Raw genomic sequence first — 25,991 nt, forward strand, 5'->3', positions numbered from 1 at the left:
GCCGCACATTACTGGCTCCTTGCTCTTTGCCTATTGAAACCCCCGCCTACCCCTCCCCCACCGGCCGAAGCCGCGCGCTTTCCGCGCGCGGTGCCCTTTATTATCGGCAACGAGGTGGCCGAGCGCTTCAGCTACTACGGGATGCGGGCCATTCTGCCCACGTTTCTGGTGGCGCAGTTTTTCAATCCCACGCACAGCGCGGCGCTCACGGCGGCGGCCGAGGCGCGGGCCAATGACTTCGTGCATTCGTTCGCGGCGCTGGGCTACGCGCTGCCGGTGGTGGGCGCGCTGCTGGCCGACTGGGTGCTGGGCAAATACCGCGTTATTCTGTGGCTGTCCATCTTCTACTGCCTGGGGCACGCGCTGCTGGCGGCCTACACCGAGGACTTGGCGGGCTTTCAGGCGGGACTTATCGTGATTGCCATCGGCATGGGCGGCATCAAGTCGAGCGTGACGGCCAACCTCGGCGACCAGTTCGACCAGCGCAACGCCCACCTGCTGCCCAAGGCCTACGGCTGGTTTCAGCTGGCCATCGACGCGGGCGCGGCGGTGTCCACGGCGCTCATTCCGGAGCTGTACGCCCGCGCCGGGGCGGCCTGGGCCTTCGGCGTGCCGGGGCTGCTGATGGGCGCGGCGGCATTCACGTTCTGGCGGGGGCGGCGGCACTACGTGCGGGTGCCGCCCACTGGCCTGCGCGCCGGCCTGCGCCACGCGCTGGGGCCGGGCGAGAGCCGCGCCGCGCTGCGCCGGGTACTTGTCATTTTCCTGTTTATTCCGGTGCTGTGGGCGCTTTATAACCAGAGCGAGTCGGAGTGGGTGCTGCAAGCGGCGCACCTCGACCGCCACCTGTGGCCCGGCTACGCGCCCCTGCCCGAGCAGCTGCAGATTCTGGGCATCGTGTTCGGCATCGGGCTCAACCCGCTGCTGACCTACCGCATTTACCCGGCGCTGGCGCGGCGCGGCATTCGGGCCACGCCGCTGCGGCGCATGGGCGTCGGCATGGTGCTGGTGGCGCTGGCCATGTGCCTCATCGCGGGCGTGCAGCACGGCCTCGACGGGGGGGGTAGCCCCTCGGTGTGGTGGCAGGTGCTGGCATATTTCGTGGTGGCCGCCGGCACGCTGATGGTGGCCGTCACTGGCCTCGAATTCGCCTACACGCACGCCCCACCAACCCTCAAGAGCCTAACGACTTCGCTGTGGCTGCTCACCATCGCGGGCGGCAATTACTTTCTGGCCATTATGAACGCCAGCATTGCGCGGGGCGGCTTCTTCGCCCGGTTTCAGGGCGCGAATTACTACTGGTTTTTCGTGGGGCTGATGGCCGTGAACTTTACGTTATTTATCCTGGTGGCGGCGCGGCTCACTCAGCAGACGTACGTGGGCTCCCTACCCCCCGCGCTGGAGCCATTGGCGGAATAACATTGATGGACACGAGCATGATGCTGCATATCGCCCCCGATTTGGTGCAGCCCTTAGCCGAAGCTGGTTCCGGTGCCGCCAAGCGGTTTCGGGTGCAGGCGCTGTGCGAGTGGGCCTGGGCGGAGCGCAACTGGAGCCAGGTAACCGCCGACACGGGGGCGGGCAACCTAGCGGCGGCCACCGCTGCGAAAGGCGCGTCTTTTTTGTGCGCTGTAGCTGAGCAACTGGGTCGGTTTCTGGTGGAGCTGGCGGCGGCTGACTCGGGGGATATGTACGAGTAGTAAGGATGTTCTCGAAAACCGGAAAATGCAGCCCGCTAAAGGCGGGGAATCGGTTTTTGAGAACACAGTTTTACGAGTTACAGATGGTTGTCTGTAACCCGTAAAACTGTGTGCTCTATTTGTTAGTTAGAAAGTTGATAACCCGCTGGTTGAATTCCGCAGGTATTTCCCACGGCGCGTTGTGCGTCGCGCTGGGGAAGATAATGCAGGTTGCGTGTGGCAGATGCGCGGCGATGGCTCTGGTGTGCGCGTCGAGCACCAAATCGTGCTCCCCGGCCAGCACCAGCACCGGAGCCTCGATGCGCGCCAGGTCGGCAAAAGTTAGCTGCGGCTCCGTGAGCAACAGCTGGTGCAGGCGGGCCTGCGTGCGGGAAGCGGGGTCGGTTTGCGCTCGCAGCAACACCAGTTGCTGCCGCAACAGGGTCAGCAGGGCCGGGTCCAGGGCTTGGTCGGTGGGGAAAAGATTGGCCCCCATAATGGCCAGGCGGCTGACGTAGGTGGGGTAGCGCAGGGCCATTTCCAGGGCCGTATTGCCCCCGTCGCTCCAGCCCAGGATGGCGACTTGCCGCAGGTGCAGCGAGTCGAGCAGTTGGCGCATATCTTCGGCAAAAAGGCGGTACGACAAGGGGCCAGTAGTGGCATCCTGGCTCTTGCCTTGGGCGCGGGTGTCCACCGCAATAACGTGGAAGTGCTGGCTCAGACTGCCAATCTGCGGACTGAAATCCTTGATGGACTGACCATTGCCGTGCAGCAGCAAGAGCGGCGGCCCCTGACCATACTGTTCGCAGTAGAGCCGGGTGCCCGCTACCAACACGTAGCGCCCCACCGCCGCGCTGTCGCCGTAGTGGTGCGATGAGCGGGGCAGCCCGCTATTGCCCGTGCCCATTACCCGGTCAATGGCTTGCTGGGAGAGGCTATCGCTGGCCGTCTCGGCAGCCGGTGGCCGCTGAACGACCCCCGCTTTTTTAGAAACCTGGTACGAGTCAGCCGTGAGGTACAGGCTGAGGTTGCCGGGCTTGACGGCGCGCCAGGCGGCTTGGCTTTTATCCCGAAACAGGATGCTATGGCCCGGCATGGGCACCGCCGCGATACCAAAGGCTTTCTGGCTGCCTTCCTGGGCCTCGCTGCGCACCCACTGCAACGTAACGGCGACTTCCTCCAGGCCGCGCAACACGATAGAGTCCGCTTGCAGGTCCACGCGCACCCAGCCCCGCGGCTGCGTAACATCAACGAAAATATTGCGCCGCAATATGGGCCGGTCGGGCAGCCCCTGACGAACGCTGTAGAGCTGCAAGCGGAACTTGACGGACCGGAATCGGTTGAAGGCTACGAAAAAATTAACATCCCGCAGCACGCAATAGGGGTCCACGGAAATGATGGTGCCCTGCTCTTTAGCTAGCTCGTCACTGACCAAATCGGGCTCGGTGTACATGCGGGCGACCATGAAGGTGGATGCTCCGGTGCGCCCGAAGGTCTTGGTCCTGACCTTTCCGCCGCGCACGGCTACCTCGCCAAGCGCCACGGCGGCGGGGTGCAGGCGGATGGTTTGCGGGCCGGCGGGCCAAGTGGCCAGCGGCACGGTTGCCCCCTCATAGCCGACGCTGCTGACGACGACAGCCGCCGGGCTGGCCGCCGCCGGCAGCACGAGCCGAAAGGCCCCGGCCTCGTTGGCGGCCGTGCCGAGTGGTTGTTGCGGCACGCCAATGGTGGCGAACGGAACGGGCCGCTGGGTAAGCTGGTCGAGGACTACCCCTTCCAGCACCCGGTTTTGCGCCCAGCTGGGGGTGGCCAAGACCCAGAGTATGCCTGCCAATAGTCCTACTAGTCGATTCATCATGCTACCGCAATGGCTAAAGTAGCCCGCTCAAAGGGAGGGGGCGAGTAGCTGGCAGATGCGGAGCAGGCAAAAAGAGTTGTCTGGCTAAGAGAGAAAAAGGGAATTTTCCAACGAACAGAGAGAATCAATCCTCTTTTCGTTATTACTTCGGAAACCCAATTTCGGCCGCCAGTTCAACTTTGCTCAACGTACTAGGTTTGCTGTACTCTGGAAAGATTAACTAACGCGCCGCCACGCTAGCGAATAACCACGCAGCAGCCCCTACCCCCCATGCGCCACCTGACCGCCGCCGACATCGCGGCTTTTGAAAAAATCTACCGCCTCAACTTCGTGAATGGCCTGCCGGGCTACAAGCCGGCCAACCTGGTGGGCACGGCCGCGCCCGATGGGCGCACTAACCTGGCCATTTTCAGCTCGGTACTGCACCTGGGCTCCGACCCGGCCACGCTGGGCATGGTGACGCGCCCCACCACCGTGCCGCGCCATACCTACCAGAATATCAAGGACAACGGCGGCTGCTACACTTTGAACCACGTGCCGCTGGCGCTGGCCGCGCCGGCGCACTACACTTCGGCCAATTTTGAGGACGAGTCGGAGTTTGCGGCCTGCGGCTTCACGGCCGAGTTTCGGGATGGTTTTCCGGCGCCCTACGTGGCGGAGAGTGCGCTCAGCATCGGGCTGCGGCTGCGCGAGGAGCACGCCATTTTCAATGGCACGGTGCTGCTGGTGGGCCTGGTGGAGCACGTGTATTTGCGGCCCGAGGCCCTGCGGCCCGACGGCACCCTGGACCTGGCCGCCACCGACACGGCCGCCATCTCGGGCCTCGATGGCTACCACCGGGTGCTGCCGCCCGTGCGCTACGGCTACGCGCGGCCAGGGCAGTTTCCGGAGCCGCTGGCGTAGCGGGCCGCTTTCAACGCGCGAAGCCCGCTACCGGGAGGGGCAGCGGGCTTCGAGGGGCCGGATTCAGCTTTTACATAGCGCTGCTTTTTTTCGACGTTGGCGTTTTGGGCGGCTTCATGTTTTGGTCGATTGTGCCCATCTGGCCGCTGGCGGTTTGGGGCGAGGTGGTATTGTTGCCGGCGGGGGCCGAGTTCAGCTTGTCGTTGACGCTGCCCTTTTTGATAGCCGTGGCTGAGCCTTCGCCGGTAGGCTTGGTCACGGTTTCTTTGTTGTTGATGCTGTCGCGGTTGATGTCGGCGTTGGTGTAGCCTTTGGGGTTGCTGAAGCCTGGCATAAACTGCTTGTCGATGCCAGGGCTATACTCGTAGCTACAGGCGGTGAGCAAAGTGGCGGCGCTGCCAAACAGCAACACGGCCACGACGGGGCGAAGGGGGAATTTCATACTAAATGCGGAGGATTAACTGGTGCAAAGATGCGACCCGGCCGCCAAACCTGTTGGACGCACCAACCAGATTTTAGTTGCCTGCGTTGGAGGAAAAGGCGGGCGGGCCCTGCAATGCGGGCCAAATGGTTTTTAGCCCGCAGAAGACGCAGAAGATTACGCAGAAGACGCGGAAGCAAACGGTCCTCCATAAAATTCCCATTAGTCACTGCTGTTACGCCACGGGGAGTAGCGCGAACTTTGTAGTTCGCGTCCCCGCGCCGTTAAAGCCAATAGAACGGCGCGGGGACGCGAACTATAACGTTCGCGCTACTCCCCGTTACCATCTCGAATAAGATAGGGCGTAACAGAAGTTAGTCATTCGTCATCATTCCCTACCCCCTATGCTGCGCCGCACGCTCACTACCCTGGCCCGCACGGCGCTGCTGCCCGTGCGCGGGGCCACGCTGCTGTACCAGGCGGGGCGGGCGCACCAGCATTTTTTTCAGCCGGTGCTCAATGGCGCGCTCGGCGACCAGTTGGCCGCCCGCCACGACCCGCGCGCCATTGCCATGAGCTTTCGGCGGGGCGGCCACGATGTGCCGGTGGCCGAGCTGGGCCTGAGCGAGGCGCGCCAGAAAACGGTGGTGTTCGTGCACGGCCTCATGGGCGACGAGCTTATCTGGCAAACCGGCTTTCAGGACGAGGCCGGCGGGCCGCTGCGCTACGGCCCGCGCCTGGCCGCCGAACTCGGCTGCCGCCCGCTCTACGTGCGCTTCAACTCGGGCCTGCACCTCTCCGAAAACGGCCACGCCCTGAACCAGCTACTAACCGAACTGGTCGAGGCCTACCCCCTGGCCGTGGGCGAGCTGGTGCTGGTGGGCCACAGCATGGGCGGGCTTGTTATTCGCTCGGCGGGGTATTATGGCAGTGAATTAAAAATTAAAAATGACAAATTAAAAATGCGGAAAGGGCGAAAGCCTGCTGTAATGCTTACTAAAAGCGATGAATTTTTAATTTTTAATTCTCAATTTTTAATTAATAAAGCGCCCTGGCTGGCGCACGTGCGGTCGGTGTTTTTGCTGGGCGTGCCGCACGAGGGCTCGTACCTGGAGCAGAACGGGCTGCTGGTGGAGCGCCTGCTGCGGCGCATTAACCTGTTTCCGACGCGCTTTCTGAGCCAGGCCATTGCGCGGCGCTCGAATGGCATCAAGGACCTGGGCCAGGCGCTGCTGGTGGATGAAGACTGGCAGCAGCCCGACGACCCCGCCCTACCCCGCCCCCGCACGGTGGTGCCGCTGCTGCCCGGCGTGCGCTACCACGTGCTGGTGGGCGAGTGGCTGCGCGCCAGCCTGCCCCAGGCCGTGCGCGAGTATTTTGGCGATGGCCTGGTGGGAGCGGCCAGCGGCCGGGGCCAGCTTTTTGACGATGAAACGGCCCTGCCGCCCGGCACGGCGGTGCGCACCGCCCGCTTTGGGCAGCAGCACCACGGCGGCCTGCTGCATCACTCCGAGGTGTATCAATACCTGAAGCAGTGGGTGTGAGCCGCGCGGCCGCCCCCTGCCCCACCGAACATCGCACGCCCTGACTGGCTTATACCTCCTGCATGACCCCCACGCTCCCTACCCCTGCTGAAACGCGGCCCGGCCTGCGCACGCCGTTCATTTACCCGCTTTTCCGGGCCATCTGGATTGCCTCGCTCGTGAGCAACGTGGGCACCTGGATGCAGAACGTGGCCGGCGTGTGGCTCGTGACGACCCTCACCACCTCGGCCCTGCTGGTGGCGCTCATGCAAACGGCCACCAGCCTGCCCGCCTTTTTGCTGAGCATGCCGGCCGGGGCCGTCGGCGACCTCATCGACCGGCGCAAGCTGCTGCTGTTTACGCAGGGCTTTATGGCGCTGGTGGCGCTGGCGCTGGGCGCGTTCACGCTGGTGGGGCCGCACACGTTTATTGGGCCTATTCGGGCGATTGACGTGTTGGGCTTCACGTTTTTGCTGGGTATGGGCTCGGCGCTGAACGGCCCCATCTGGCAAACGGTGACGACTGAGCTGGTGCCGCGGCCGGTGCTGACTTTCGCCATCACACTCAATGGCGTGAGCAACAACATTGCCCGCGCCATTGGGCCGGCGCTGGGCGGGATTATTATTGCCTACTACTCGCCGGGCTGGGTGTTTGTGCTGAACGGCGTGTCGTTTGTGGGCACCTGGCTGGTGGTGTACCGCTGGCGGCGCGAGGCGCAGGACGAGGGCGGGCCGGCCGAAAACTTTTCGGGGGCGCTGCGGGCGGGCATTCGCTACGTGCAATATTCGCCGCCGCTGGTGGCGGTGCTGGTGCGCACGTTTGCCTTCGCCTTTGGGGGTAGCACCTTGTGGGCGCTGCTGAGCGTGGTGGTGGCGCGGCGGCTGCACCTGCAATCGGGCTCTTACGCCGTGATGCTGTCGTGGCTGGGAGCCGGAGCCGTCACGGGCGCGCTGCTCATCGGGCGCATCGGCTACCGCTTCAACCTGAACCGGCGGGTGCTGCTGGGCTCGTTCATCTTCGTGGGCACTAACCTGAGCCTGGCGCTGATTACCAACGAGTACTGGCTGTTTCCGGTGATGTTTCTGACGGGCATGGCCTGGCTCATCGTCATGACCAGCTTCAGCACCAGCGTGCAACTGCACGTGCCTAAGTGGGTGCAGGCGCGGGCCGTGAGCATCTACATGCTCGTGTTTCAGGCGGGCATGACGCTGGGCAGCATCGCGTGGGGCGAGCTGGCCGACCGCACCAGCCTCACGCTGACGCTGCTCATCGCGGCGGGCTGGCTGCTGCTCAGCCTGGCGCTGGCGCTGCCCTTCCCCATGCACGAGCCCGAGGGCCTCGACTTCAGCCCCGGCGAATCGTGGAGCGACCGCCTACCCCCCGCCGAAGAGGCCATCGAGGCCGAAGACGGTCCTGTGGTGGTGATGATAGACTACGACGTGGACCCGGCCGACCACCCGGCTTTTCAGGCAGCGGCCCGGCAGCTCACCCGCCTGCGCCTGCGCGACGGTGCCCTGCGGGCCGGCGTGTTCACGGACGTGAGCCAGCCGCGCCGGCTCACCGAGTTTTTTTACGTGGCGACCTGGGCCGAGCACGAGCGCCAGCACCACCGCTTCACCCGCGACGACCAGCAGGTGGAGGCCGAGGTGCGGCGCTTTCACCAGGGCGACGAGCCGCCGCGCGTGACGCACTTTCTGGCCTTCCCGCGCACCTCCAACGTGGAAGTGGCCGTGACGCCGCTGCAAGTGGCGGGCAGCGCGCAGTAGGCCGGGCAGCAGTAGGCGCTGGTTTTCAGCGCACTACTTCGACCCAGCCCGTGTACACGCGGCCCGAAGGATGCCGCAAGTGGTAGTAATACAGGCCGGCGGCCAGGCCCGCCGCGCCCCAGTCTTGCCGGTAGCTATTGGTAGCGAATACTTCGCGGCCCCAGCGCGAATAGACCGTGAGCGCCCATTGGTTGTCGGTTAGCCCGCTGATAAGCAGGCGGTCGTTGAGGCCATCGCCGTTGGGCGTCAGGATGTTGGGCACCGATATTTCGGTTTCGGGGCTGGGCGCGGGGGTAGGGGCCGGCGCGAGAGTTGGCGTGGGCGCGGGAGTGGGTGCCGGCGGGGGGGTAGGAGTCGGTGTCGGCGCGGGAGTTGGAGTTGGAACAGGCACGGGCGGGGGGGTAGGCGCGGGCGTTGGCGCAGGAGTAGGCGCGGGCGGCGGTGCCACCGACGAACAGGAGAACCCATCGGGAGTAGAAGGCACGGCCAAGTCTCCCACGTTAGCCAGAAAAGCCCCGCCCGCCGCTGAGTCGAACACGGTGGACACAAAGCTGGCCACGCCCGAAAACGAGCCAGTGATGTAGATTTCGTGCTGCGCGTTTATGGCGATACCGGCGCTGTACGTGCCCCCGCAAGCGCCCTCGCGCTGGGCGGCCAGCACCTGCCCCTGCGCGTTATACTTGATAATGAAGGCGTTTTTACCGCCCACGTGGGCCAGCGTGGTGGTTTCCCAGCGGGTGGGGTTTGAGGCAAAAATGCCGGTCGTGTACACGTTGCCCTCCGCGTCCAGCGTCACATTGGTGCCGTAGTCGGTGTCGGTGCCGGCCACTTGCCGCAGCCACTGCACGTTCCCGTCGCGGTCGTGCTTTACCACGTAGCCATCCTGCCCGCCCGCCGAGGTCAGCTTGAGCGTGCCAACCACGACGCCCTCGGTTGAGCCGGTTAAGTAGCTGTTGCCCTGCGCATCAACGGCCAGCCTGGGGTAGCTGCTCGAATTGCCCCCGGCGTAGGCCACGCCCCACGTAAACTGGCCCGCAGCATCGCATTTGGCCAGCATAAAGCCCACCGGGCCAGGATTGCTAAGCATACTGGTGCCCACCACCGCCGAGCCGCTGAAGCTGCCGCTCAGGTACACGTTGCCGGCGGCATCCAGGGCCACATCGTAGCCGCGGCTGCGGCTGTCTTTGCCGCCGGTCTGCTGCGCCCAGCGCGGCACCCCTTGCGGACTGAAGCTGGCCACGTACATATTTTGTCCCGATTCGCTCGTGAGCGCGCCGCCGCCCCAGCTCACCGCGCCACTCAGCGTGCCCACCACGTACGCGTTGCCCGCGCCGTCGAGCACTACGGCCGCGCCCGTGAGGCTGCCGCCCGGCTGGCTGCCCCCTTGGCGGCTCCACAGCACCTGGCCTTGCGGGTCGTACTTCACCAGCAGCAGGTCGGTAGTGCCTAAGCTGTTGATTAGCTGGCCGTTCAGCAGGTCGCTGCCGCTGAGCGTGCCTACGGCGTAGGCATTGCCAGCCGCATCGGTGGCCACTTCCGCATACTCCAGGTTGCCGCCGGTTTGCCGAACCCACTGCACCGTTCCGCGCGCGTCGTATTTGGCCAAGAAGCTGTTGCGGTTTCCGACGCTGGTAAGGGAAACGTTGCCAAAGCTGGCAGCGCCCCGAAAAAAACCGACCACGTAGGCGTTGCTGGCCGCGTCGAGCGCCAGGGCCGTTGCGCCGCCACCCGGCCCGCCGCTCTGGCGCGACCACAGCGCCTGCGCCCTGGCCAGGCCCGCGGACAGCAGCAATGTAATCAGCAAAAATAATTTTGTACTTTTTTTATCAATTGTAAAATTAATCATAGTCCAAGCACTTGAATCAATCTAAGTAGTGATAATCAAAATGAATTTTTTCAATTTTCGTGCCGTGCTGTTTTTCGTTTTCCCTACCCCCCTTTATACCAGCACAGCCGCCCGAAACCGGGCGGCTGTGCTGTTCTTCTGCCAGATTCCGGCGCGGGGGCCGGCTAGTGGCCTCCCAGGTTCTCGGCCTTCCAGCGCATGGCCGACCGCACCCGCGTGCGCCCACTGGGATGGTCAAAGAAGATGAATTCTTCGAGGGGGGTAGGCTCCAGCTTGCGGTATTCGGAGAGCTTGATGGCGATGGTGGCGAAGCCGTCGGGCTGGCGCGCGGCGTTCAGGCCAAACATGTCGGCCTCCTGCTCATTGGTGCGAATGATGGTGTTGGTGAAGGGCGTGGCCAGCAGGCCGACCACCGAGAACAGCGCCACCAGCAGGGGTAGGCCGCCCACGTCGGCCAGCCCCGCGATGCCCCACCGCGGCCCGTAGCGCGCCACCAGCCGCCGGAAGGCCCAGTCCACAAGCTTGAATCCGATGCCCAGCAGCCCGATAAAGAAGACCAGCATTTTCACGATGTGGTTGAGCACGTAGTGGCCCAGCTCGTGGCCCATCACAGCCTGAATTTCGGCCGGCGTGCTGCGGTTCAGCAGGTTATCGTTTAAGGACACGCGGATGGTGCTGCCCAGGCCGCTCACGTTGGCGCTGATGCGCTTGCTCTGCTTGGAGGCGTCGAAATAATACACGTTGTCGGCCGGCACGCCGTTGGCGCGGGCCATGCGCAGGATGCCGTCGCGCACCGGGCCGGGGGGTAGGGCGGTGTATTTATTGAATAATGGGGCAATGAACACCGGCCCCAAAGCCACGCTGATTACCAGAAACACGCCCATCAGGGCCGTGCCCCAGGCCCACCAGCTGGCCCCGGCGCGCCGAATGGCCGCGTACAGCGCCAGAATAACGAGGCTGCCAAACACCACCGACAGCGCCAGGCTCGTGAGCGTTTCGCCCGCCCAGGCCCCGAAAGTCAGGTTAGAAAGCCCGTATTGGTGCTCGCGCACGAAGCCTTCGTAAATCGTGAGCGGCAGGGTGAGCACGAACGACGCCAGCAGGTAGAGCGCGGCGTAGGCCAGGGTGCGCAGCCAGCGCCGGGGCAGGCGCTCGGCTAGGGCCCGCAGCCGGCGCGACAGCCCCAGGCCCAGAAACACGCCCGCCACGGCCAGCGCGTACACCACGTCCCAGAGTTGCAGCCAGTAGCCGCCCTCAAAGTAGGCATCGGACTTAGCTTTTTGGGCCGGGGTGAGCATGTCGAGGTAGTGCCGGGTGGCAACCTCCACATTGAAGGCCGCGACGGGGGTAGGGGCCGCGCCGGCCGGCGCAGGCTGGGCGGCCGGCGCGGCCAACGTGCTGAGGAGCAAGACCAGTACGAGTAGTAGCTTGTGTCGCATCGCAAAAAAGGCAGAGGTGAAGCCGGCCACCGGGCCGCGCGCCGCAAGCTACCAGTTTTTCAGGTAGTTTACCCATTTCGCCCACCAGTTGCGCTACGCAAAAACAGCCGCCCGAAACCGGGCGGCTGTTTTCTGACTGTTATTAGAGCGGTTACCAAGTCTATATAAAGCTTGGCTGGTGCGGGCTGTCGGCTTTTCGCCGACTGTCCGCTCGTCGTGCGCGCCGCTCGTTCTGGCAAAGAGCGGACAGCCGGCAAAAAAGCTGGCAGCCCGTCCCATACACCGCCCTAATTGCTACGCGCGGGGATATTTACCACGAGCCGCTGTTGTCGTCGGTGCTGTCGAAGCCGCCGCCGCCCGTGTCGCCCGATGAAGTGTCATCGTACGACGAATTATCGGAGGAAAAATAGTCGCCCGAATTGCTCGACTCGTTGCCCGAGAAGTAGTCGGGAGCATTATCGTTGCTGCTGCTGACGTTGCCGCCGCGGCCCGCGAAGTAGTCGCCGGCCGCGCCTGTGCCGGCCGCTGCCGCGCCGGTGCCCAGGCCACCGCTGTTGTTAGTGTTGTTGCCAAACTGCTGCGGGGCGCTGCTGCCCGAGTCGTGGCTGCCGCCCAGCCGGTTGCCAAGAAAAGCGCCGGCCGCCGCCGCCGCGCCCGTGGCCAGGATGCCGCCCATGCCGCTGCCGCCGCTGTTGTTGCCGCCCTGGTTGGGGTTGTTGCCGGGCGTCGGGCCATTTTGGTTGGGGTAGAAGTTAGGCTGATTGGGCTGGGCGTTCGCGTTGGAGTTGGGGTAGAAGTTAGGCGTGCCACCGTTGTTCGAAGCCGGGCTTTTGCTCCTAAACATCCGAATAATAAAAAACAGAATGCCGCCAATAACCAGCGCCCCGATGAGCAGCGCGCCCATGCCAATGCCCGGCGAGGCGGGTGTCGGCGCGGTTTCGGACTGCATGGCCCCGGCCGGCTCGGTGAGGGTAGAGGCGGCCTGGTCGTCGGCCAGGGCGCGGGGGGTAGCGTTGGGGGCCGTCACGGCCGCCGCCGCCGAGGTCGCGCCAGTCGTTTCCTTGCCCGGTGCCGAGCCAGGGTTGGCCGTCACCATCAGGCGGTTGAGGCCGGTGCGCAGGCCGGCAAAGTAGTTGCCCTGCTTGAACTCGGGCGTCATTTCGCCGATTACGCGGCTGGTTACGGCGGGCGTAATCACGCTGGCCAGGCCCGCGCCGGGCTGAATGGACACCTTGTGGTCCTGGGCGCTGAGCAGCACCACCACGCCGTTGTTCTTATCGCGCTGCCCTACCCCCCAGGCGGTGCCCAGGGCGCGGGCGTAGTCGGCGGCCGAGCGGCCGCCCAGGCTGGGCACCGTCACGACGACCACCTGGGTGCCGGTTTTTTCGGCGTAGGCGCGCAGGCCGCCGTCGAGTTTTTTGGCGTCGCCGGCGCTCAGCAGGCTGCCCTGGTCAGTGACGAAGGTGAAGGGCACCGGGCGGGCGGGCAACGCGCTGTTCGACTGGGCCAACACCGGCCGGCCCACGCTAACCCCGACAAACAGCAGGGCCATTAAAAGAAAGCGATACATGGCAGAGGGAAAAGGGTTAAAAGGAAAACCTGCGCCTTTTACGGCGGCGGCGGGCCGGTGGCTGCCCGCCCCGCCACGGCGGCCGGCTGCCCGCCCCGCCAGATGCCCGGAAGCTGCACTTATCCGCCTTGGCCGGGGTTGTACTTTTGCGGGGGGGTAGGAGCTGGTGCAAAGCAAGTTCCTACCCCCCGCGTTTGGCTTGTGCAGTGTGCAGAAGCTTGCTGTAGCTGCCCGCCGGGCAGTGCGGCCCCGTTCCGGCGGCCCGCTTCGCGGCGGCTAACCAGCTGGATTTCTTCCCCTTTATGCTCCTGCCAAGATTTGCGCCCCCGCGCTCGTTCCACGCCGAACTCAAGCGCCGCACGGCCGACTATTTTACCACTACGGGCAAGGCTCAGACCGGCAACGGCGCGCTGCTGGGCAAGGCGCTGCTGCTGCTGGGCAGCCTGCTGGCGCTGTATGTGCACCTGGTTTTTTTCACGCCCCCGCGTCCCTGGGCGCTGGCCGAATGCGTGCTCATGGGCACCGTGCTGGCCCTCATCGGCTTCAACGTGATGCACGACGGCGCGCACGGCAGCTTTAGCCGCTACGGCTGGCTGAACAAGTCGGCGGCCTTCACCCTCAACGTGTTGGGGGGCAGCAGCTACATGTGGGATGCCAAGCACAACACCGTGCATCACATGTACACCAACATCGACGGCGTGGATGACGACCTCGACATTCGGCCCTGGATGCGCCTCACGCCTGACCAGCCGCGCCACCGCGCCCACCGCTTTCAGCACCTGTATTTTGGCTTTTTCTACTGCCTGCTCTTCATCTCCTGGGTGCTGTTTACGGATTACCAGAAGTACTTCAGCCGCAAGATTGGTAGCGTGGCCCTCAAGCCGATGAGCACCAACGACCACCTCATTTTCTGGGGCTTTAAGATGCTGAACCTGGGGCTATACGTGGCGCTGCCCATCTACACGGTGGGCTGGGCCGGCTGGCTGGCGGGCTTCCTACTCACGGGCGCGGTGGCGGGCTTTGTGCTCAGCATCGTGTTCCAATTGGCGCACACCGTGGAGCAAACGGCTTTCCCGGTGCCGCACGCCACCACCCGCAAGCTGGAGGACGAGTGGGCCATTCACCAATTGCGCACCACCGCCAATTTTGCCACCGACAACCGCCTGATTAGCTGGCTGGTAGGTGGGCTTAATTTTCAGGTCGAGCACCATTTATTTCCTAAAATCTCGCACGTGCATTACCCCAAGCTGAGCAAAATCATTCGGGAAACGTGCGCCGAGTTTGGCCTACCCTACCAGGAATACCCCAAGATGCGCTCGGCCGTGGCCTCGCACGTAGCCTTTTTGCGCCAGATGGGCCGGGCGTAGGGTGCGGGGCTTGCCCCCGCCCGTCATTGAACGGCAATCGTCAGACTAATTCTGAATAATCGTTCAACGACGGGCGGGGGCAAGCCCCGCACCCTACTCGTTCTTAATCGCGGCCAGCATCTTACCCAGCTCGGCGTGCGAATAGACCTTGCCGCGCGATACTACGTCCACGATTTTTCGGGTGTTGTAAATATCGGCTAATGGGTTGGCGCTCAGCAGCACCAGGTCGGCGTCTTTGCCCACGGCGATGCTGCCGCTGCGGTCGGCCACGCCCATAAACGTGGCCCCGCTGAGGGTGGCGGCGCGCAGGGCCTGGGCGGGCGTGAGGCCGGCCTGCACCAGCAGCGCCAGCTCGTCTTGCAGCGACGCGCCGGGGTAGGTGAAGGAGTTGAACGCCCCGCTGTCGGAGCCGGCCAGCACCGTGACGCCGGCCGCCTGCATCAGCGGCACCAGGCTCATAAACTTGGTTTCGAGCTTTTCGGAGAAGGCGCGGGCGGCGGGGGTTTGCGTGCGGGCGCTCGTCAGGCGCTTGGTATAGGTGCGCTGGATTTTAGGGTCGATGTAGGCCAGCAGCGTATCGTGGGCGTGGTTGGTGGGGGTTAATTCGGCCAGCGTTTTGCCGATGGCCAGCGTGGGCACCGCCACCGTGTGGTGGCTGGCCATGAGCTGAAAAATGCGCTGCGCGGCGGCCGGACTATACGTATCGTACACGGCGGGCAGCATCGCAAACAGGCCCAGCGGCTTGCTGGTAGTGAGGCTGTTGCGCACCAGCGCCGTGAGGCTGTCCTCCTTGCCGGAGCAGGCTTTGAAGACGTAGTACAAATGCTCGGTGCCGTCGAGGCCGCGGTTTATGGCCTCGCCCAGCGTCACCGAATACGGCATGTGGCCGGTGGTTTTCATACCCCGCTTTTCGGCCTGGCTGATAGTTTCGAGGTAGGCCTCGCCCGAGATTTTGCTGTCGTAAATCTTCACAAAATCTACCTTCATCTTTTGCAGCGAGTCGAGGGCGCGGCTTACATCGGCGGGCGTCACCACTTCGAGCGAGCCGGGCCAGGTGGCGCCGGGGCCGTCGATTTTGGGGCCCGAGGTGAAGATGCGCGGGCCAGCCAGCGTGCCAGCCGCTTCTTCCTTACGCCACTTAAAAATGGTGGGCGTGAGGTCGCCGCCGCATTCGCGCACCGTGGTAATGCCGTGGGCCAAGTACAGCGTGAGGCTCTTCTTATTAGCCGCCGCCAGGCTGTCGCCGCCCCGGAAATGCACGTGCATATCCCAGAGGCCGGGCAGGAGGAAGCGGCCGGTGCCGTCCAGCGTTTGGCGGGCCTGGTAGCGCGCCTGGCTTTCGGGGCCGACGCGCACGATTTTACCATCCGCCACAGCCACCACCTGGTTGGGCAGCAGGCGGCCGGCGGCCACGTCCACCACGCTCACGTGCCTGATAACCAGGTCGTAGGTCAGCCGGGGGGTAGGGCGGTGGCCAAAGCCCAGCAGCAGCGCGGCCACGGGCAGGCCCAGCAAAAGGCGCGAAAATTTCATATCGAAAAGGGAAGAAGTCAGATGGTGCCTAAAGGTAGGTGGGGCCGCTCGCCCTACCCCCCCACAATACAACCCCCGGCCAAGCACAGCAGTAAGGCAGGGCATGAATAAACTCCGCATGCTCTGGCGCGACCTCAATGCCAGCCTCTGGTTCGTGCCCACGCTGATGGTAATAGTGGCGCTGTTGCTGGCCTACGGCCTCGTTATCCTCGACCTGCGCATCGGGGACAAATGGGTGAGCGACTACCCCCTGCTGGTTGGCGCGGGGGCCGATGGCGCGCGCGGCGTGCTCACGGCCATCGCGGGCTCCATGATGACGGTGGCGGCCCTTATTTTCTCGCTCACACTGAGCACGTTGGCCCAGGTATCGAGCCAGTACACGTCGCGGGTGCTGCGCAACTTTATGAGCAGCCGCATCAACCAGGTGGTGCTGGGGTTCTTCGTCAGCATTTTCGTGTATTGCCTGTTTGTGCTGCGCACGATTCGGGGCAGCAACGAGGGAAATTTTATTCCGTCGCTGGCCGTGACGGGCGGCCTGGTGCTGGCGCTGGTGAGCATTGGGGTGCTGGTGCTTTTTATTCACCACATGGCCTCGTCGATTCAGGCGGCCAACATCGTGCGCAACGCCACGCAGGAAACGGAGGCGGCCATCGCACGGCTTTTTCCTAAAAACCTGGGCGATGCCGCCTTGCCCGACGAGCGCACGCACCTCTTCGTGCAGGCCAACGACCTGACCTGGGTGCCCGTGCCAGCGCGCAAAAACGGCTACGTGCAAAGCATCGACAGCGATGGCCTGCTGGACCTGGCCGGCGACCTCCAGGGCGTGGTGCGCATGGAACACAGCGTGGGCAGCTTCGTGGCGCGCGGCGCGGCCCTGGTGTCGGTGGCGCGCTACGAAGGCCGCTCCCTAGCTCTCACCGATGGGCTGATTAAGGACCTGAACGGGCATTTCAGCCTGGGCAGCCAGCGCTCGCTGGAGCAGGACGTGGGTTTTGGGCTGCGCCAGATTGTGGACATCGCCCTCAAAGCGCTCTCGCCGGGCATCAATGACACCACCACGTCGGTCATTTGCATCGACTACCTGGGCACGCTGCTGGCCCAGCTGGCGGCCAGTCCGTTTGCTACCCCCCTGCGCACCGACGACGAGGGCCAAGTGCGGGTGGTAGTCCTTCAGCCCTCTTTTTCTTCCTACGTAAGCACGGCCCTCGACCAGATTCGGGTGTCGGGCGAGGCCAACGTGGCCGTGTATCTGCGCCTGCTGACGGCCATTGGCACGGCGGCCGCGCGCACCCGCGAGCCCGACCGCCACCTCACCCTGAGGCTGCAAGTCGATTACATCCGCGAGGCCGCCGACCGCACCCTCAACACCGACTACGAGCGCAGCCAGGTGCGCGTGCGCGCCACGGAGGTTGGAGGGCTGCTGGGCCGTGAGTAGCAGCGCCAACGCGGCAGCTTCGCGCTGCGGGCGGGCTAGTTTTTGCCTTCGCTGAGCTTTTGGGCCAGGGGCTGGGGCAGGCCGGCGCTGTTGAGCAGGCCACTCACCAGCGCCTGCCGCCACAGCACAAACACGGCGGCGTGCAGGTCGCGGTTGGTACGCAGGCTGCCGGAGGCCAGCCGGCCGTTGGCGCGCGGGTTGTTGTTGCGAATAAACAGGGTGTTGGTCAGGCCCGATTCAATTTTGGTCAACAGGTTCTTTCTCAGCTTATCACCTTTGCTTTTTAGTACTTGCAGATGCAAATCTGAGTACTCGGCCCACATGGTGCCGGTGGCCCGCTGCTGGTCGGCGTGCAGGTCGAAGCGCATGGAATGCAGCTGGCCGCCGCTGAACTCAAACAGCCGCGTGGGGCCAATCATGGGGTTGAGAATGGCAAACGGCGCGGCCCCGAAGGTGCCCGTGACCTGGTGCCGGCCCAGCGGGTCGAGCAGCGGAATGCGCAGCCGCAAGGCCAGGCGGCAGCGGTTTTGCAGCAGGGCGGTGGCCTCGCCAGTGAGGGGGTAGGCGGCCGTCATCCGGCGCGGGTCGTTGCTGAGGTTGCGCAGCGTGCCGCTCAGGTTATTAAGGGTAATCTGGCCGACTAGCGGGCTGCGCGGACTGCGGTAGGGCAGGCTCACATTGGCCGAATTTACCCGCACCTCGCCCACGCTCACCAGCAGGGGTAAGCGCCGCACGGCCAGCGGCGTAAAGATGGACGGCTGCCGGGGCAGCGGCGCGCGGCCGTCGCTGGCAATCTCCACCCAGGGCCGCTCGGCGGTGAGGGTGCGCGCCACCAGCTCGCGCTGCCGGGCCAGCCGGCCAAAATCGAGCCCCGCCAGCCGCAACGCCGGCAGCCGCAGCACCAGGTGCACCGACTGCTCACCCTTGCGCCGGTCCTGCTCGGCAGCCGAAAAGTTGGGCTGAATGGCCAGGCCCAGCAAGGCCAGCGTTTGCCGCCGGGTATCGAGGCGCAGCCCCGCCGCCGCCAGCCGGAAAAACGGGCCGTCGTACCGGGCCGTGATGCGCCCGGTGCTGGCCCGCCAGGCGCGGGCGTAAGCCACGCGGTGCGGGTCGCGGGCCGCGGCGGCGTCAATCCGTATAGCGCTGGCTTGCAGATTAATAGCGCGCACGGTAGGCGCCGGCTCACCGCTCGTGGTGCTGATTTCGCCGGCCCGTACGCGCAGGCTGGCCAGGTCAGCGCGGCGCAGGTAGGGCATCAGCAGCTCGTGCAGGGGCTGGGCTGGCGCGCTGGGCAGCGGCCCCTGCACCAGCGGCCGCTCCAGCGTCAGGGAGTCGGCCCGGAAGCGTCGCTCGTGCTGCACGGCCGCCGCGCGCCAGCCCGTGAGGCGCAGCTGCGGCAGCCACAAGCAGGTAGGCACCGCGCCGCTGCCGAGCAGCCGCAGCGAGTCGATAACCAGCTTATTGGTATCGAATTGTAGCCCGGCCAGCTTCCCTACCCCACCGGGCAGGCGCAGGGCCGCGCCGCGCAGCCGGGCCGCCAGGCTGGCGGCGTAGGCGGTGCGCTGGGTGTCGGCCGCGCCGGCGGCGCTCAGCAGCACGTCGTGGGCGGCCAGGTCGGCGCGGGCCACGTCGGCCAGCGTGTCGGGGCCGGCGGCATAGCGGCCGCGCCCCTGGCGCAGGGCCAGCAGCCCCAGTCGCAGGCCCGCGATGCGCCGGGGCAGCCGCTGGTAGAGCGCCGGGCCCTTCGCGAAGAAATGCGGGGGTAGGCCCGCCGGCACATTTACGCTTAACTCTCTCAGCACCAAGCTATCTACGGGCACCACGCCACCGCGCAGCGCGGCCAGCACGCCCACGCCGCTGAGCCGCGCCGCGCCCAGCGTGAAGCTGAGCCGGGGCAGCGCGGCCGGCCACGCGCCGCGCCGGTGCGGGTTGGGCAGCAGGTAGAGCTGCTCCATTTCCAGGCTGCGGCTCCACAGGTGCGTGCGCAGCGACCCCAGGCGCAACTGGTACGCGCCGTGACTTTGGCGGCTCACCTGCTGCTCCAATTCGCGGCGCAGCCAGGGGTCGAGCCGCGCCAGGGCCACGTTTAGTATCACCGCCAGCAGCAGCCCTACCCCCGCCACCCAGGGCCACCACGGCCGGCCCCGGCGGGCGGTAGCAGGCGGCATATCGAGGGGCGGCGAAGAGGGTAAAGGCATAGTTGGTGCTGCGTAAACCCGTTACGACGAAGCCAGAATTTACGCCAAACCAACAGCTAAAAAAAGATTTCGGCCGCTGAAAACCAATCTATTACACTCCTAGTACTTACGCAAAAGACGGTTGTCATTGCGAGCATGTTGCGCATCAAGCAAGGTCGCGGCAATCGCACTCGAACGATGCCCGAACGATTTCGTTCTGGTGCGATTGCCGCGACCTTGCTTGATGCGCAACATGCTGGCAATGACAAACGGCTTTTGCGTAAGTCCTAACATTCCATAAAAATCAGCCTGCGAGCTTGTGGCAGCGACGCAGCTCCACACCTGGCTACGCCAGCTCCCTACCCCCTCCTTTGGCCGGCAAGCCCGACTCGTCCTTCAGCCCTACCCCCGAAAGCTGCCGCCGCAACGCCGCACTCAGTAGGTAAAAGAGCTTGTCGGCCGCCGCCTCGTAGCCCAGGCCGGCGGGCCGGATGTTGGACACGCAGTTGCGGGCCTCGTCGGTGAGGCCGAGCCGGGGGCCGTGGGTGAAATACGCGCCCAGGCTGTCGGGCGCGCTCAGGCCGGGCCGCTCGCCAATTAGCACCAGCACCAGCCGGGCGCGCAGGAGGTGGCCCACCTCGTCGCCGAGCGCCACGCGCGCCTGCCCGGCCAGCACCAGCGGCCCCAGCCGGAAGCCGGCTCCTTGCAGCGCGGGCACCAGCTGGCGTAGCAGGGGTAGGGCGTGCGTGTTGGTGGCGGTGGCCGAGAGGCCGTCGGCCAGCACCACCACTACCTCCCATTCGCCGGCGGCCGCGCCGGCCAGGTGGGCGCGGCTGGCTTTATCGAGCTGCCGGCCCTGGTCGGGCCGCCGCAGGTAGTCGGGGCGGGTGGCGGCCTGGCTATGCACGGCCAGCACCGGCAGGCCCAGCTCCTCCAACTCCTTCATCAACTGGTTTTTATCCAGCTCCGAATACACCGCGTCGCGGGCATGCGCGTGAGCCAGCCGAAACGCCAGCGCCTCGCGCAGCGGCACGCTGGTGCCCACGCGGCCCAGCCCGATGCGGGCCGCCGTGAAGGCGCGCAGGCCCGCCCAGGGGTCGGGCTCCGAGGAGGGGGTAGGGAGGGCGGGCATGAGGATAATGACTAATGATTAATTATTTTAGAATTTACGCAAAAGCCGTTCGTCATTGCGAGCGCAACGCGGCAATCGTACCCGAACGATGGACGAACGACTAGCGTGGATGTCGTGCTGGTGCGATTGCCGCGCTGCGTTCGCAATGACGAACGATTACCACACTACCCTAGCTTCCATTCCAACCGGGCAGCGCTGGCTGGCAGCTGCCGCCCGCGCTCGTCAAAAATGCCCTGCCGCACCAGCCAGGCGGCAAATTCGGGCGCGGGGCGCAGGCCCAGCGCCTGGCGCAGATACAAGGCATCGTGGAAGGAAGTGGACTGGTAGCCGAGCATAATATCATCGGCCCCCGGCACGCCCATGATGAAGTTGCAGCCCGCCACGCCCAGCAGCGTGAGCAGGGTGTCCATGTCGTCCTGGTCGGCCTCGGCGTGGTTGGTGTAGCACACGTCCACGCCCATCGGCAGGCCCAGCAGCTTAGCGCAAAAGTGGTCCTCCAGCGCGGCCCGAATGATTTGCTTGCCGTCGTAGAGATATTCGGGGCCGATGAAGCCGACCACCGAATTAACGAGCAGCGGCCGGAAGTGCCGAGCCACGGCGTAGGCCCGCGCCTCGCAGGTTTGCTGGTCGAGGCCGTGGTGGGCATTGGCCGAAAGCGCGCTGCCCTGGCCAGTTTCGAAGTATAGCACGTTGTCGCCCAGCGTGCCGCGGCCCAGCGCCAGCGTGGCCGCGTGGGCTTCCCGCAACAGGCTCAGGCTGATGCCGAAGCTCCGGTTGGCCGCCTCGGTGCCGGCAATGGATTGAAACGCAAGGTCCACCGGCGCGCCTTGCTTTATCAATTCGAGCGTAGTCGTGACGTGGCAGAGCACGCAGGTTTGGGTCGGAATCTCGTACTGCTGGCGCACGCCGTCGAGCATCCGCAGCAGCTCGCCCACCTGCCGGGGGTTGTCGGTGGCGGGGTTGATGCCGATAACCGCGTCGCCGCTGCCATAGAGCAGGCCATCGACGAGGCTGGCCGCGATGCCGCGCGGGTCGTCGGTGGGGTGGTTGGGCTGGAGGCGCGTGGCCAGGTGCCCGCGCAGCCCCAGCGTGTTGCGAAACCGCGTGACGACCTCCACGCGTCGGGCCACGGCAATCAGCTCCTGGTTGCGCAGCAGCTTGCTCACGGCCGCCACCATTTCGGGCGTGAGGCCGGGGGCCAGCGCCGCCAGCGTAGCCGCATCGGCCGCGTCCGACACCAGCCAGTCGCGCAGCTCGCCCACCGTGAAGTGGCCGATGGGCGCGAACGCCGCCGCGTCGTGGGTGTCGATGATAAGGCGCGTCACCTCGTCGTGCTCGTAGGGCACCAACGCCTCGTGCAAAAAAGTGCGCAGCGGCACGTCGGCCAGGGCATACTGCGCGGCCACGCGCTCCTCGTAGGTGGTGGCGGCCACGCCGGCCAGCTCGTCGCCGGCGCGCGGGGGGGTAGCGCGCGCCAGTAGCGTTTTCAGGTCGGCAAAGACGTAGGCGCGGATGCCGATGGTGTGGCGGTAGGGCATAAGCGCGGGGAAGGTCGGGCCAGGGAGCAAGATACCGCCGGGCCGGGGCAAAGCGGGCCACGCGGAGCCAGCTGGTGGCAATTGAAAAGTCGGCCCAGCTCAAAAAAACTCCTACCCCCCGCATTGGCGGCAGCCTTCAGCACTTGGCATTATTTTACTGTTGATTAAGCCCTAATTACCGTTCACCTTACCGGCGACGCGGCTTCTCATTGGCTGGCCAGCGGCGCGAAAAGCGGCGGCTCGGCGTGAACCCGGCTCTCTCCACTTCGTACTACCCGGCACACACTCATTCCTTTCATTTCCTTTACCACAATGGCAGACGAACAATTGAAACCCCTGGTGCAGCAGGGCCTGGCCGCGATGAAATCCGGCAGCAAAGTGGCGGCCGAGGCTACCGACGATATCGAGGGCGACGCGACCCACGAGCAGCTCAAAGCGGCCCTCAAGCAGGGCAACGAAACCTCCAAGCAGTGGGCAGCGCGCATTGACCGGGCGCTGAAGGAAGCCGGCGGGGCCGACGAGCACGACAACCCCGTGATGGAGGCTCACTTCGAAGTCAGCAAGCGCATTCGCAATAAAGCCAAGAGCGACTACGCCCGCGACCTCGGCATCATCGCCGCCGGCCAGCTGGCGCTGCACTATTGGATTGCCTCCTTTGGCATCATGCATGCCTACGCCAAGCGGGCCGGCTTTAGCCAGGCCGCCCAGGACATGGAAACCTGCGTGAACGAGGCCAAGCAAGCCGACGAGCAGCACACCCAGCTGGCCATCCAGATTATGGAGAACTCCTAGCCTGATAAGCTGCTAAGGAGTAGGGTGCGGGGCTTGTCCCCGCCCGTCGTTGAACAATCCCGGCGCGCATCGGGCAACGACGGGCGGGGACAAGCCCCGCACCTACTTCGCAAGGAGTATAAGCCAGTTTCAAAGCGCATGGGCAGCATTTTCAGGTCAGCGAATTGCCCTACCCCCGCTCTTTACGTACAACGCCCAACAATCCTTTTCCCAACCCCCATTCTCATGGCTACTACCGTCAAAACCCCCAGCCACACCGACCCCGAAACCAAGAAGAAGGAAGACAAGAACCAGACCACTATCAAAGACAAGCCCTCGGGCAAAAGCGTGAAAACCCAGAAGAAATAACTGGCTGCCCCGGCAACCAAGAGCCCGACTACCACTGGTAGCCGGGCTTTTTCGTGTTCATTTTTTGGGTGAGATGCTTACGCGGGCGCTTGCAGCGCCGAGTCGGGGGTAGGCTCCACGGCGCGTTCGAAGCGCAGGCGGCCGTCTAGGTCGGTACCGCTAGAGACGAAGCCGTTGGCCAGCAGCACGCGCTGCGAAATCAGGTTTTCGGGCGGCGCGTGGGCCATCACCCGGCGCACCGCACCGGTGGCGGCGGCCTGCTGCACCAGCCCGGCCACCAGCTCGGTGCCTAGGCCCTGGCCGCGCCAGTCGGCCGCGATGCTATAGCCGATTTCGACCAGCCCCGCCTCGTCGGGCGGGCCCGTGAAGCCGCCCGAGCCCACCAGCGTGCGGGGCACGTCGCCTTCAGCCTTGCGCAGGGCATACCAGTTATACCAGCCCGCCGCGTCGCGGCCGCCGGCCGTGAGCTTTTCCAGAAAATATTCCATTGCCTCGCGGTCGTAGTCGCCGGGCGGCCAGTCGGCGGGCAGGGAGGCACCCAGCAAGGTCGGAAAATACTGCGGCTTGTGCAGCTCAGCGGTGAGCAGCGCCCGGCTGGCGGCCAGAATAAGCAAGCGGGGCGTGTGAGTAATCAGCGGAATCATAGCCTGATTATACGCAACTTAGCCGGCCTCCGGCGCGGGCATGGCAAACGTATGGAGCAACCCACTGATAATCATGTACTGCCCGGCCAGGTAAATCATGTCCACCACGCCTTTTTCGCCGAAGGTGGCCAGCGCCTGCTTGTGGAGCGCGGCATCAATCTGGTGCGTGGTGCGGAGGCGGCAGAGTTGATGGGTAAACTCGTGGGCTACCCCCTCCTCAGCCCACAAGCCGGCCGGCTTTTCGCCCGCCACCAGGGCCTGAATAGCAGCCTCGCCCAAGCCCGCCGGCCGGCCCACGGCCGTGTGGGGGCGGCCATCTGCTGCCCATGCGCCTCTCCCGGCCTGTTTCTTGCGGGGCCGCGCCCTGCCAGCCAGCGCGGCCCCTACCCCCTGCCTCCAGCCCGACGCGCGATTAAGAAGTTGCGTCGGAACTTTGACGGCGGGCGGCCCGGTGCCGCAGTAGCCACCACGCGTTGTTTTGCCCGTTTGCTTATGAAATCCTCCGTTCCCTTTTCTCGCACGCTGCTGGACTCGCCCTGGCTGCTGCCGGGCGGCATTGCCGTGGCCCTGGCCGCTGGCTGGCTGGCCGGCCGGCTTGGCACATCGGTGCCGGGAATGCTGCTGGTGGGACCCGGACTATTTTTCCTCACGATTCTGATATTCCGCTCGCCGCGGGTGGGCATCCTCACTTACGTGGTGTATTGTTTCGTGATGGGCATCATCAGTCGCAATCTCGACACGGGCCTTCAACTGGGCACGGGCATGGATGCGATACTAGCCCTGACGTGGGTAGCCGTCATTTTTCAGCAGCCCGGCCGGCTCGACTGGAGCCGCATCAATAATGCCTTTTGCTGGCTAGCCCTGGCCTGGTTTGGGCTCACGGTGCTCGAAATTGCCAACCCCGCCGGGGCCAGCCTCATGGGTTGGGTGTATGAGACGCGCTCCACGGCCCTGTACCTGGCGATGGCCGTGCCGCTGGGCTGCCTGCTGCTCTACCGCATGCAGGACCTGCGCCTGTTTCTGAAGATTATCATCGGGTTTTCGGTCTTCGGAGCCCTCTACGGTATCAAGCAGAAGTTTATCGGCCTCAACGCTATGGAGCAGGAATGGCTCGATACGGTCGGCGCGGTCACGCACCTCATTTTTGGCAAGCTGCGCATCTTTTCCTACTATAGCGAGGCGGCCCAGTTTGGGGCATCGCAGGCGCACGTGGGGCTCATCTGCCTCATTCTGGCGCTGGGGCCATTCGCCATCTGGAAGCGCGCACTTTTGGGAATATCAGCGCTGCTGTGCTTCTACGGCATGCTTATTTCCGGCACGCGGGGGGCGCTTTTCGTGCTGGTGGGCGGCATGTTTCTCTACCTGGTGCTGAGCAAAAAAATCCGGCCCCTGCTGGTGGGCATCGTGCTGGCCGTGGGGGCCATCGTTTTTCTCAAATACACGAGCCTGGGCAGCGGCAATGCCGATATCGTGCGCTTTCGCACCGCCCTCGACCCCAACGACCCCTCGCTCCAGCTGCGCCTCACGAATCAGGCCAAGCTCAGCACTTACCTGGCCGATTATCCGCTGGGCGGGGGGGTAGGAGTCATCGGTGTCTGGGGCAAGAAATACAACCCGGACAAATACCTCTCGACGGTAGCGCCCGACAGCTACTTTGTTAAAATCTGGGCTGAATACGGCATCGTAGGCTTTATTCTCTGGTTCGGGATGGTACTCTTTATCCTGGGCATGAGCGGCGCCATCGTCTGGCGGCTGCGCAACCCTCAGCTCAGGCAAATGCTGCTGGCTCTCACGGCCGGCTACGGCGGCATCCTGCTCAGCAGCTACGGCAACGAGGTAATCAACCAGATACCCTCCTCCATGCTCATCTACCTCTCCTGGGCCTTCATCATTCAGGGTCCGGCCCTGGATGAGCAGCTGGAAGGCACCGAGCCGCAGCTAATAGTAGTGCCCCCACCGCGCCTGGGCGCTTTCTAGCCCAGGGCCTGTTCTCAATAAGAGGACTAACTCGTCTTTATAG

General features: G+C 64.8%; 20 protein-coding genes. 9 read left to right on the top strand and 11 right to left on the bottom strand.

What is annotated here, in order from left to right; translation table 11 throughout:
* The first annotated feature begins 33 nt into the window (after positions 1-33).
* A complete protein-coding gene (locus tag A0257_10435) occupies positions 34-1,419 on the top strand; it encodes a hypothetical protein (GenBank protein AMR27469.1) in 1,386 nt (461 codons plus the stop codon).
* A gap of 5 nt (positions 1,420-1,424) precedes the next feature.
* Positions 1,425-1,700 carry a hypothetical protein gene (locus tag A0257_10440; GenBank protein AMR27470.1) on the top strand — a complete coding sequence of 92 codons (276 nt, stop codon included), beginning with the start codon at positions 1,425-1,427 and terminating at the stop codon, positions 1,698-1,700.
* Between the two features lie 115 nt (positions 1,701-1,815).
* Here A0257_10440 and A0257_10445 read toward each other — a convergent pair whose 3' ends face one another.
* Positions 1,816-3,492 (bottom strand): hypothetical protein, encoded by a 1,677-nt coding sequence (locus tag A0257_10445; protein ID AMR27471.1) that lies wholly within the window; start codon positions 3,490-3,492, stop codon positions 1,816-1,818.
* 315 nt (positions 3,493-3,807) lie between these two features.
* Between A0257_10445 and A0257_10450 the strand changes: the two genes are divergently transcribed.
* Positions 3,808-4,440, top strand: coding sequence for a flavin oxidoreductase (locus A0257_10450; protein AMR27472.1), 633 nt, complete (start codon positions 3,808-3,810; stop codon positions 4,438-4,440).
* A 70-nt stretch (positions 4,441-4,510) separates the two neighbouring features.
* Here the strand turns inward: A0257_10450 and A0257_10455 are convergent, their stop codons facing one another.
* Complete coding sequence (locus A0257_10455; protein ID AMR27473.1) at positions 4,511-4,882, bottom strand: hypothetical protein; 372 nt, start codon at positions 4,880-4,882, stop codon at positions 4,511-4,513.
* A gap of 383 nt (positions 4,883-5,265) precedes the next feature.
* Here A0257_10455 and A0257_10460 point away from each other — a divergent pair, with 383 nt between their 5' ends.
* Positions 5,266-6,405, top strand: coding sequence for a hypothetical protein (locus A0257_10460; protein ID AMR27474.1), 1,140 nt, complete (start codon positions 5,266-5,268; stop codon positions 6,403-6,405).
* A 62-nt stretch (positions 6,406-6,467) separates the two neighbouring features.
* Positions 6,468-8,150 (top strand): hypothetical protein, encoded by a 1,683-nt coding sequence (locus A0257_10465; GenBank protein ID AMR27475.1) that lies wholly within the window; start codon positions 6,468-6,470, stop codon positions 8,148-8,150.
* A 25-nt stretch (positions 8,151-8,175) separates the two neighbouring features.
* Here A0257_10465 and A0257_10470 read toward each other — a convergent pair whose 3' ends face one another.
* The 3 genes from A0257_10470 to A0257_10480 all read right to left on the bottom strand — a co-directional run bounded on the left by A0257_10470 (position 8,176) and on the right by A0257_10480 (position 12,987).
* Positions 8,176-9,996, bottom strand: coding sequence for a hypothetical protein (locus tag A0257_10470; protein AMR27476.1), 1,821 nt, complete (start codon positions 9,994-9,996; stop codon positions 8,176-8,178).
* Positions 9,997-10,160: 164 nt separating this feature from the next.
* Positions 10,161-11,435: a peptidase gene (locus A0257_10475; GenBank protein ID AMR29717.1), complete on the bottom strand. Its 1,275-nt coding sequence runs from the start codon at positions 11,433-11,435 to the stop codon at positions 10,161-10,163.
* Between the two features lie 310 nt (positions 11,436-11,745).
* Positions 11,746-12,987: a hypothetical protein gene (locus A0257_10480; GenBank protein ID AMR27477.1), complete on the bottom strand. Its 1,242-nt coding sequence runs from the start codon at positions 12,985-12,987 to the stop codon at positions 11,746-11,748.
* A gap of 320 nt (positions 12,988-13,307) precedes the next feature.
* Here A0257_10480 and A0257_10485 point away from each other — a divergent pair, with 320 nt between their 5' ends.
* Entirely contained in the window at positions 13,308-14,372 is a 1,065-nt protein-coding gene (locus tag A0257_10485) for a fatty acid desaturase (protein ID AMR27478.1), read from the top strand.
* Positions 14,373-14,465: 93 nt separating this feature from the next.
* Here the strand turns inward: A0257_10485 and A0257_10490 are convergent, their stop codons facing one another.
* Positions 14,466-15,905 (bottom strand): hypothetical protein, encoded by a 1,440-nt coding sequence (locus A0257_10490; GenBank protein AMR27479.1) that lies wholly within the window; start codon positions 15,903-15,905, stop codon positions 14,466-14,468.
* 103 nt (positions 15,906-16,008) lie between these two features.
* On the opposite strand from A0257_10490, the gene A0257_10495 reads away from it, so the two are divergent.
* Positions 16,009-17,340, top strand: coding sequence for a hypothetical protein (locus A0257_10495; GenBank protein ID AMR27480.1), 1,332 nt, complete (start codon positions 16,009-16,011; stop codon positions 17,338-17,340).
* Positions 17,341-17,375: 35 nt separating this feature from the next.
* On the opposite strand, the gene A0257_10500 is transcribed toward A0257_10495, so the two are convergent.
* The 3 genes from A0257_10500 to A0257_10510 form a co-directional block, all read right to left on the bottom strand.
* Positions 17,376-19,508 (bottom strand): hypothetical protein, encoded by a 2,133-nt coding sequence (locus tag A0257_10500; protein ID AMR27481.1) that lies wholly within the window; start codon positions 19,506-19,508, stop codon positions 17,376-17,378.
* Positions 19,509-19,863: 355 nt separating this feature from the next.
* A complete protein-coding gene (locus A0257_10505; GenBank protein ID AMR27482.1) occupies positions 19,864-20,649 on the bottom strand; it encodes an ethanolamine ammonia-lyase in 786 nt (261 codons plus the stop codon).
* 164 nt (positions 20,650-20,813) lie between these two features.
* Positions 20,814-22,187 carry an ethanolamine ammonia-lyase gene (locus A0257_10510; protein ID AMR27483.1) on the bottom strand — a complete coding sequence of 458 codons (1,374 nt, stop codon included), beginning with the start codon at positions 22,185-22,187 and terminating at the stop codon, positions 20,814-20,816.
* 312 nt (positions 22,188-22,499) lie between these two features.
* Here A0257_10510 and A0257_10515 point away from each other — a divergent pair, with 312 nt between their 5' ends.
* Entirely contained in the window at positions 22,500-22,979 is a 480-nt protein-coding gene (locus tag A0257_10515) for a hypothetical protein (protein AMR27484.1), read from the top strand.
* 425 nt (positions 22,980-23,404) lie between these two features.
* On the opposite strand, the gene A0257_10520 is transcribed toward A0257_10515, so the two are convergent.
* Both A0257_10520 and A0257_10525 read right to left on the bottom strand, forming a co-directional pair.
* Positions 23,405-23,971: a hypothetical protein gene (locus A0257_10520; GenBank protein AMR27485.1), complete on the bottom strand. Its 567-nt coding sequence runs from the start codon at positions 23,969-23,971 to the stop codon at positions 23,405-23,407.
* Between the two features lie 18 nt (positions 23,972-23,989).
* Complete coding sequence (locus tag A0257_10525) at positions 23,990-24,268, bottom strand: hypothetical protein (GenBank protein AMR27486.1); 279 nt, start codon at positions 24,266-24,268, stop codon at positions 23,990-23,992.
* A gap of 195 nt (positions 24,269-24,463) precedes the next feature.
* Here A0257_10525 and A0257_10530 point away from each other — a divergent pair, with 195 nt between their 5' ends.
* A complete protein-coding gene (locus A0257_10530; protein ID AMR27487.1) occupies positions 24,464-25,948 on the top strand; it encodes a hypothetical protein in 1,485 nt (494 codons plus the stop codon).
* Positions 25,949-25,991 lie beyond the last annotated feature (43 nt).

Source organism: Hymenobacter psoromatis (assembly GCA_001596155.1).
Lineage (GTDB): Bacteria > Bacteroidota > Bacteroidia > Cytophagales > Hymenobacteraceae > Hymenobacter.

Bases quoted from the DNA above. Each gene is read 5' to 3' on its own strand.
- A0257_10460 (AMR27474.1), top strand. From the start codon at position 5,266: ATGCTGCGCCGCACGCTCACTACCCTGGCCCGCACGGCGCTGCTGCCC.
- A0257_10520 (AMR27485.1), bottom strand. From the start codon at position 23,971: ATGATTCCGCTGATTACTCACACGCCCCGCTTGCTTATTCTGGCCGCC.
- A0257_10495 (AMR27480.1), top strand. From the start codon at position 16,009: ATGAATAAACTCCGCATGCTCTGGCGCGACCTCAATGCCAGCCTCTGG.
- A0257_10440 (AMR27470.1), top strand. From the start codon at position 1,425: ATGGACACGAGCATGATGCTGCATATCGCCCCCGATTTGGTGCAGCCC.
- A0257_10475 (AMR29717.1), bottom strand. From the start codon at position 11,435: ATGCGACACAAGCTACTACTCGTACTGGTCTTGCTCCTCAGCACGTTG.
- A0257_10485 (AMR27478.1), top strand. From the start codon at position 13,308: ATGCTCCTGCCAAGATTTGCGCCCCCGCGCTCGTTCCACGCCGAACTC.
- A0257_10470 (AMR27476.1), bottom strand. From the start codon at position 9,996: ATGATTAATTTTACAATTGATAAAAAAAGTACAAAATTATTTTTGCTG.
- A0257_10450 (AMR27472.1), top strand. From the start codon at position 3,808: ATGCGCCACCTGACCGCCGCCGACATCGCGGCTTTTGAAAAAATCTAC.
- A0257_10505 (AMR27482.1), bottom strand. From the start codon at position 20,649: ATGCCCGCCCTCCCTACCCCCTCCTCGGAGCCCGACCCCTGGGCGGGC.
- A0257_10530 (AMR27487.1), top strand. From the start codon at position 24,464: ATGAAATCCTCCGTTCCCTTTTCTCGCACGCTGCTGGACTCGCCCTGG.
- A0257_10515 (AMR27484.1), top strand. From the start codon at position 22,500: ATGGCAGACGAACAATTGAAACCCCTGGTGCAGCAGGGCCTGGCCGCG.
- A0257_10490 (AMR27479.1), bottom strand. From the start codon at position 15,905: ATGAAATTTTCGCGCCTTTTGCTGGGCCTGCCCGTGGCCGCGCTGCTG.
- A0257_10500 (AMR27481.1), bottom strand. From the start codon at position 19,508: ATGCCGCCTGCTACCGCCCGCCGGGGCCGGCCGTGGTGGCCCTGGGTG.
- A0257_10455 (AMR27473.1), bottom strand. From the start codon at position 4,882: ATGAAATTCCCCCTTCGCCCCGTCGTGGCCGTGTTGCTGTTTGGCAGC.
- A0257_10510 (AMR27483.1), bottom strand. From the start codon at position 22,187: ATGCCCTACCGCCACACCATCGGCATCCGCGCCTACGTCTTTGCCGAC.
- A0257_10465 (AMR27475.1), top strand. From the start codon at position 6,468: ATGACCCCCACGCTCCCTACCCCTGCTGAAACGCGGCCCGGCCTGCGC.
- A0257_10480 (AMR27477.1), bottom strand. From the start codon at position 12,987: ATGGCCCTGCTGTTTGTCGGGGTTAGCGTGGGCCGGCCGGTGTTGGCC.